Annotated in this window: 6 protein-coding genes; 4 read left to right on the top strand and 2 right to left on the bottom strand. The window is 65.9% G+C overall.

What is annotated here, in order from left to right:
* Positions 1-332: 332 nt before the first annotated feature.
* Entirely contained in the window at positions 333-2,234 is a 1,902-nt protein-coding gene (locus ASF71_RS24150; protein WP_156372933.1) for a hypothetical protein, read from the top strand.
* Here the strand turns inward: ASF71_RS24150 and ASF71_RS16735 are convergent.
* Entirely contained in the window at positions 2,161-3,048 is an 888-nt protein-coding gene (locus tag ASF71_RS16735) for a hypothetical protein (RefSeq protein WP_056302345.1), read from the bottom strand. The two genes, ASF71_RS24150 and ASF71_RS16735, sit on opposite strands and share 74 nt — an antisense overlap.
* Positions 3,049-3,140: 92 nt before the next feature.
* Positions 3,141-3,386, bottom strand: coding sequence for a hypothetical protein (locus ASF71_RS24145; protein ID WP_156372932.1), 246 nt, complete (start codon positions 3,384-3,386; stop codon positions 3,141-3,143).
* A 42-nt stretch (positions 3,387-3,428) separates the two neighbouring features.
* On the opposite strand from ASF71_RS24145, the gene ASF71_RS24140 reads away from it, so the two are divergent.
* The 3 genes from ASF71_RS24140 (at position 3,429) to ASF71_RS16720 (ending at position 6,912) form a co-directional block, all read left to right on the top strand.
* Positions 3,429-4,265, top strand: coding sequence for a hypothetical protein (locus ASF71_RS24140; protein ID WP_156372931.1), 837 nt, complete (start codon positions 3,429-3,431; stop codon positions 4,263-4,265).
* A gap of 91 nt (positions 4,266-4,356) precedes the next feature.
* Positions 4,357-6,627, top strand: a complete 2,271-nt coding sequence (locus ASF71_RS16725) for a 3'-5' exonuclease (protein ID WP_056302343.1) — start codon at positions 4,357-4,359, stop codon at positions 6,625-6,627.
* A 72-nt stretch (positions 6,628-6,699) separates the two neighbouring features.
* Entirely contained in the window at positions 6,700-6,912 is a 213-nt protein-coding gene (locus ASF71_RS16720; protein WP_082506137.1) for a hypothetical protein, read from the top strand.
* Positions 6,913-7,052: the final 140 nt, after the last annotated feature.

Below are 7,052 nucleotides of genomic sequence, written 5' to 3'. Positions count from 1 at the left end.
AGAATGCGGGCACGCTCCCAGAGAGGCTGTGACTTCGACACTCCCAGACTCTCGCGTCTGGGAGCGCTTTTTTCGTCTTATGCAGGTGCAACTCCTGAGTAAAAGACAACAACTGCTTACCAAGTAAGCTATTGATGTATAGGATGAGTGTATTAGGGATGCCAGTATAGCATCTGTCTAGCGTAAGCCCTGGCATATGCAAGAGAACAAAAACTGAAGGTGTAAATCGCTCTACTACAGCTGTGATTTTTCCTTACTCTTTTACTATCATATATCCATAAATATACTCATATCCCCATGCACGCCACCCCAAGTACACGCACACTCCATACATGCCCATCCCTCTCCCCCACATCACCACCTACCTCCAACACCTCGAACACGTCATCCTCCACAACGCCCCACCCCAAGACCTCGTCACCCAGAAAGCCACGTCCACCCAACGCCAGGACATCCTCCTCGCCGCCCACCTCTACCTCCTCACCCTCAACCTCCTCAACCCTAAAGCCACCGACCCCGAACTCCTCCACCACGCTCAAGACCTCGCCGCCACCCTCGTTGAACTCCACCCCACCTTCGGCATCCCCCTCAGCACCGCCATCAGCACCCACACTCGCCCCCTCACCGATCGCCCCCTCGGCGTTGCCCTCACCTCCGTCCAGCTCCACCACACCGCTGCCCTCCTGCTCGACACCGCCCAAGACTGGCACCGGCCCCTCCCCACCACCATGGCCGAAGGCACGGCCTTCTGGCAGGCATACACCCGGCCACCCATCATCCACAACCCCCTTCATCCCACCCTCGAGCGCCTCCGCCCACCCCTCACCCTCGAGTCCACCCGCCAACCTCGTGAGCAAGACCTCCTGTACCTCCTGGGCGCCAGCACGCTCAAGCACGAGCAATACGCCGCCCTGATCCTCCTCACCTGCAACGCCCGCGACCGCATCACCAACTTCGCCCTCCACGACCCCCTCGACAGCACCGCCTACGCCCTCCTTGCCGCTCGAGACATCCACACCGAGCACCACACCTCCCCCCAGCACACCAAGGCCCTCTGGACCCACCTCAAGGCCATCCAGCAAGACCTCGGCACCGAACGCCTTCCCGGTCTCCGCCCGGGTGCCCTGGTCCTCCGTGCCCAACGCCAGGCGGCCGCCGAGCGACTCCTGATCCACCTGCGCGACATGCACTATCAGCAGTCCGCCCCCACGCCACCCGTGGTCGCCGAACTGCAACAGGTCCTCTGGTCCCTCTTCGACGATTTCGACCAGGAGCTCACCCAGGGCCGCGACCCCACCACGCAACCCTTCCGCCGGCTCCAGCTTTTGCTCACCGCCCCCGCCGCCCTCGCCTCTACCCACCGCGCCCCGGGCATGGCCCTCCCACCCCTCATCGAGATCGCCGCACAACTCAGCCACACCGACCCCCTCTGGGCCTGGCAGAACTTCCACACTCCCAAGCCCACCCACCTCCTTCTCCTCCCGGCCTTACACACCGTCATGCTGTTGCTCTATTTCAAGCCTGACCCGCTCACCGACACCCCTGAGCAGAACGCCGAATGGCACAAGCTCATACACGAATTCATCGGGCACCTGCAAGCCTGCTTACGCATCGCCCAGCTCCGACTGCCCCACCATCAGGAAGTCGAGCAGCTCCTGACCCCCTACGGTCCCTTTCGCGGCAGTGCGTTCTCCGAACACGAGTACCCCAGCACGAATCAGCGCTTCCAACGCTTCATCGAGCAGCAGACCCAGCAGCGTCAAACCCGTGGCACCTCAACACACCCTGATGTCCCCGCACCACAAGATCCCGAACTCGTCCTGCCGCTTCCACCCAAGGAAGCCCCAGTGGCAGCAAAACACGCCCCACTGCCTCATCACGTACAGGCAGCACGGGCGCTCGTCGAGGGCCGCGCCCTCACCCTCATCGGCGGCGTCCCCGACCCCGCACACCACCAAGCCCTCGTCGACGCCCTGGGGCTCGCCGATCTGGAGTGGATTGGCGCCGATGAGTACAACCACGGCACCCATGCCCACAGCCGCGTCACCGATCAGACGGCCGTCGTTATCCTCGCCATCCGCTGGATGGGTCATGCCCACAACGGCCTGCGCGATGTAGCGAAAGCCAAGGGCGTGCCTTACGTCATGCACCCGGGAGGCCTTAACCCCAGCAGTGTCGCCTGGCAGATCCTCCAGCAGGCCAGCACCCAGCTCCTCGCGCACGCCTCCACGTAACCGGGCCTCTGCCCGACCCCTCACGCGTCACCCCAAGTGCACGCACACTCCAGATATGACTCTTCCCCAACCCACCGACATCCTGACCTTCCCCCACCACAACCATCCCACCCAGGACGGCTGGACCGATCACATCCAGACCCTCACCACCTACCTCGAGGCCCTCCAGTACGCCCTCACCACCCAGGACCCCGACGACCTCCCTGACGACGCCACCTTCTACGCCACCCCAGAACAACGCCACACCATCTTCCTCACCGGTCACCTCCTCCTCCTCGGCATTCACACCATCAATCACGCCCAAGACCTCCAACGCCGCACCATCACCATCACCCAGGATCTCGCCGCCACCTTCCACCACTTCCATCCCATCGGTCAGCCCTTTCAGGAAAACCTCAACACCATCGCCCTCGCCCTCCTCAGTGGCCAGGTCATCGGCAGTCCTTACCATCAGGACGAACTCCACCACGTCGCCGCCTTCCTCCTCGACCGCGCCCAAGAACTGCACGTCCCTCTCCCCAGCCTCTTCCACGAAGCCAGCCTCTTCTGGACCCTCTATCACCGCCCTGAACGCCTCCAAGACCCCACCCACCCCGATCTCCTTACGCTCCTCCCCGACCCCACCCAGGACCCCGCACGACAACCCCGCGAGCAGGCGCTCAAGGCCCTCCTGACCCCTGACCTGCACTCCACTGAGCAGGCCGCCCTGATCTTCCTCCTGCACCTCAACGCTCGCGACCGTTACACCGACCAACCCGTGACCGTCCCCCTCACCTACGCCACGAGATGCCTCCTGGCCGCACGCGACATCCATGCCCAGGCCGCACCTCCCCACACGTCACCCGCCTCCTGCAGGGGCATCTCCAGGCCATTCATCAGGAACTCGGCCGCATCCGCGTTCCCGCATTACGCGTCGGGACCGTGCTGCAACGTCAAGAACGCGACCTCGCCTACCTCCAGGCCCTCGGCATGCTCCGGCGGATGCATCACCTCCAGCTGGCCGATCTCCCCGGCGTCGAGCATGAAGGCGAGCGCCTCCTCTGGGAAACCTTCGATCATCTCGACCGACACCTGGTCGACGGCGTCGACCCGCACCAGGATCAGGCCCTCCGCCTGCGCCTCATGCTCAGTACCTGCGCGCACCTCGCCCAAACCTCCCGTGCCCCAGGCATGGGTCTCTCGCCTATCCTCCAGATGGCCACCACGCTCACCGGCATCGATCCACTCTGGGGCTGGAAGGAATTTCTCCTCCATCGGAATCCGAACACCCACCTGGACCACGCCCTCACTCAGTTCGTCGCCGCCCTCGACTTCCTCCCCAGGACAAGGGCCCTCGGGCTGGACACCCCAGACCACCAGATGGCCCTCTTCCTCGTGCGCGAATTCGCCGGCCACCTCCGCGCCTGCCTCCGCGCCCTCAACCTGCGCCTCCCGCTGCACCAGGAGTTCGAGGACAGCCTCCGCTCCCTCGGTCCCCTCCGGGCCAGTCCCCAGACGCCACAGGAGAATGAAAACGCTGTATACCTCTGGTTTCAGATCCGTGACCGCCTCCAGCAGCACGCCAGCACCGAGGAACAGCCCACCCCAGCGGAACATGAGGAGGCCGCCCCCGCACCCACCTCTGTGACGCCCCCAGCGCCCGAGCCCACGCCTGAGACGAGTCCTGCCCTCCCAAGCCCTAAACCGCAGCCCGCTGCCCCCCTCCACCTCCAACACGTCCAGGAAGCACGGGCCCTCCTCGAAGGCCGCGCCCTCACCCTCATCGGTGGTGTGCCCTACCCCGCACATCACCAGGCCCTTGTCGACGCCCTGGGCCTCGCCCGCCTCGACTGGATCGGCTCTGCGGAATACGACCACGGGACACACGCTCACAGCCGCGTCACCGACCAGACCGCCGTCGTCATTCTCGCCATCCGCTGGATGGGTCATGCCCACAACGGTTTACGCGATGTCGCACGGGCAAAAGGGGTGCCCTACGTCATGCACCCCGGCGGCCTCAACCCCAGCAGCGTCGCCTGGCAGATCCTCTAGCAGGTCAGCGTCCAGCTCACCGCCCGCGCGTCTTAAACCCGGCCCGAGAGACGAACACCAGCCCAGGACCGGCGTACCCTGAAGCCCGCCCGTGACGCACGCCCCTACTGACCCCCTGCTTTTCGGACACGATCCCACCCCAGGCATCGTGTCCGTTCACGCCGACCTCTCCGGCCGGGCCCTGGTCTGGCGCCGCGAGGCGGAGCAGATCATCCTGGAACGCACGCGCTATCGCTCCTGGCTCTACGCCCGCGACCTCGTCGATGTCGAGCACCTCGGCACACGCCTGGCCACCCACGACAATCACGCCCCCTTCAGTGCCCGCGAGCTGCCCGGGGAACCTGGGAGCCTGCGCTACCTCCTCACGGCCCGCGACGGTCAGGCCCTCCGGCGCGCCGTCCTCACCGGCGCCACCGGGCGCCTCGGCCGCCCCATCACCAGCCTGTACGACCTCTCCGGCTATTACACGGTCGGCCCCACTGAGCAGTACCTCATGACGTCGGGCCGCACGTACTTCAAAGGCATGAGCTTCGATGATCCCCACCGCCTCCAGTTCGACCTGGAGACCACCAGCCTCAGCCCGGAGAGCGGCCGTATCTTCATGATCGCCGTGCGCGACAACCGCGGCTTCGAGCGCGTGCTGGAAGCCCGCCGCGCGGCCCAGGAACCCGACCTCATCCAGGCCCTGCTCCAGGTGATCCAGGACCGCGACCCCGACATTCTCGAAAACCACAACATCATGGCCTTCGACCTCCCCTTCCTGATCAGGCGGGCGCAAGTGCATGGCCTGACCTTGAATCTTGGGCGCTCCGGAGGGCCATCTGGGGTCTGGAAGGTCCAGGACGGCCGCTCCACCCCCCACTGGGCCTGCGCCGGCCGCGAGATCGTCGATACCATCGACGCCGTCCGGAGACTCGATCTCCCCAGCGCCAGCCTGAAGGTCGTGTCCCAGCTCTTCGGCATCGCCCCCGAGGACCGGGTCTACATCGAGGGCGCCCAGATCGCCGAGACCTACCGCACCCACCCCGCCACCGTCCGCAAGTACGCCCTGCAGGACGTCGAGGAGGTCGAAGCGCTGGCCCGGCGTGTTCTGGCCCCCGCCTTTGCCCTGGCAAAGATGGCCCCACGTCCCTACCACCGGTTGCCTTATGCGGGCACCGCCACCGGCATGCTCGAACCCATGCTGGTCCGCGCCTACCTTCAGGCGGGCAGAGCCCTCCCTGGTCCCCCCGAGCGCTCGGATGAGCCTCACCGGGGCGGTACCGTTCACCTCTATGCCGAGGGCGTCCTGCCGCGTGTGGTGAAGGCCGACATCGCCAGCATGTACCCCAGCCTGATTCGCGCAGATCGCATCGGTCCCAGGAGTGATCCCCTCGGCGTCTTCCTGCACCTCATGGACCACCTCACTGCCCTGCGCCTGGAGCACAAGGCTGCGGCCCGGAGGGGAGACCCCGGCGAGCACGACGCCATGCAGAGCGCCATGAAGCTGGTTGTCAATTCCGGCTATGGGTACCTCGGCGCCGGCCGCCTCGCGCTCTTCCAGGACCGCGCGGCCGCCGATCAGGTCACCCGCCGTGGCCGAGAGGTCCTGGCTCAGGTCGTCGAAGCCCTCCGCACACGTGGCATGACCCTGATCGAAGCCGACACCGATGGCGTCTTCTTCTCCACCCCCGAAGGCTGGACCGAGGCCGACGAGCGTCGCCTGATCGCCGACCTGGACGCCACGCTGCCCGCCGGCGTCACCCTGGAGTTCGACGGCCGCGCCCAGGCCATGCTCAGCCACGAGGTCAAGAACTACGCCCTCCTGCGCCATGACGGCCGCCTGGAGTTGCGAGGCGCGGCCTTCGAGTCCAGCCGCACTGAGGCCTACGGCCGGGCCTTCCTCCAGCAGGCCTTGCGGGTCCTGCTCTCCGGCAACGTACCTGGGGTGCGCCAGGCCTTCCTCGACACCCAGCACGCGCTAGAAACGCGGGCGTGTACTAACGCGGATGTCGCAAGCCGGGTGCGCCTGACCAAGTCGCCTGAGCAGTACGCGGCCACGCGCGGCAGCCGCCGGGAGGCCACCTACGAAGCCCTGCACGCCCTGGGCTGGAGTTGGCGGGCCGGGGAACGAGTCAGTCTCTACCACCGCATGGGCCAGGGCTTGACGCCCCTCGATGTGAACCCGGATGGGCGGGACTATGACGTGGGACATTACACCGCTGCCCTGGTGGGCACCTACGCCACCCGCCTACGCAAGGGGCTGGCCCCAAGCGACTTCGGGCAGCTCTTCGACGCCTCCACCCAGCCCGGCCTCTTCGACCGCCCCTTCACGGAGATGCACCCGACCTGGGCCCCGACCGCATCGCCAATGACACCATAAACACCCTATTGCAGATGGCTCAAGTGCATATGGCAACACGTTGAGCCTGATGCCGCCGCCTATCCTGTGGCCGTGTCTCAGATCTACGCCACCGCCACGCATCTCGCGACCGGCGAGGTCGTCCAGACGCTCGGCCCCTTCAATACCCTGCATGCCGCGCGCGCCGCAGTGGTTGAAGCTGTCGGCCAGGTGCTGCTGTGGGAACGCCAAGACCCGGGCGTCTTCGTCGCTGAGAAGTACCCCCTGCTCTGGCGGGTCGAGGAGCGTTCTACCGTGCAGGCCTAACGCTCAAGCCGCTGCCCCGAATGCTGATCTGAACAACTGCCCGTACGTGATTAGCGACGCAGGCTGATCAGGACATCAACGGGGTCCTGACCGCGCAACCGCGCGGTCTCCACCGTCGACTTGATGCGCATGTACGTCTG

Source organism: Deinococcus sp. Leaf326, from assembly GCF_001424185.1.
Lineage (GTDB): Bacteria > Deinococcota > Deinococci > Deinococcales > Deinococcaceae > Deinococcus.
This window is presented reverse-complemented; position numbering and strand designations above follow the sequence as displayed.

Coding starts and splice junctions, on each gene's coding strand:
- ASF71_RS24150 (WP_156372933.1), top strand. CDS start 333: ATGCCCATCCCTCTCCCCCACATCACCACCTACCTCCAACACCTCGAA.
- ASF71_RS16735 (WP_056302345.1), bottom strand. CDS start 3,048: ATGGATGTCGCGTGCGGCCAGGAGGCATCTCGTGGCGTAGGTGAGGGG.
- ASF71_RS24140 (WP_156372931.1), top strand. CDS start 3,429: ATGGCCACCACGCTCACCGGCATCGATCCACTCTGGGGCTGGAAGGAA.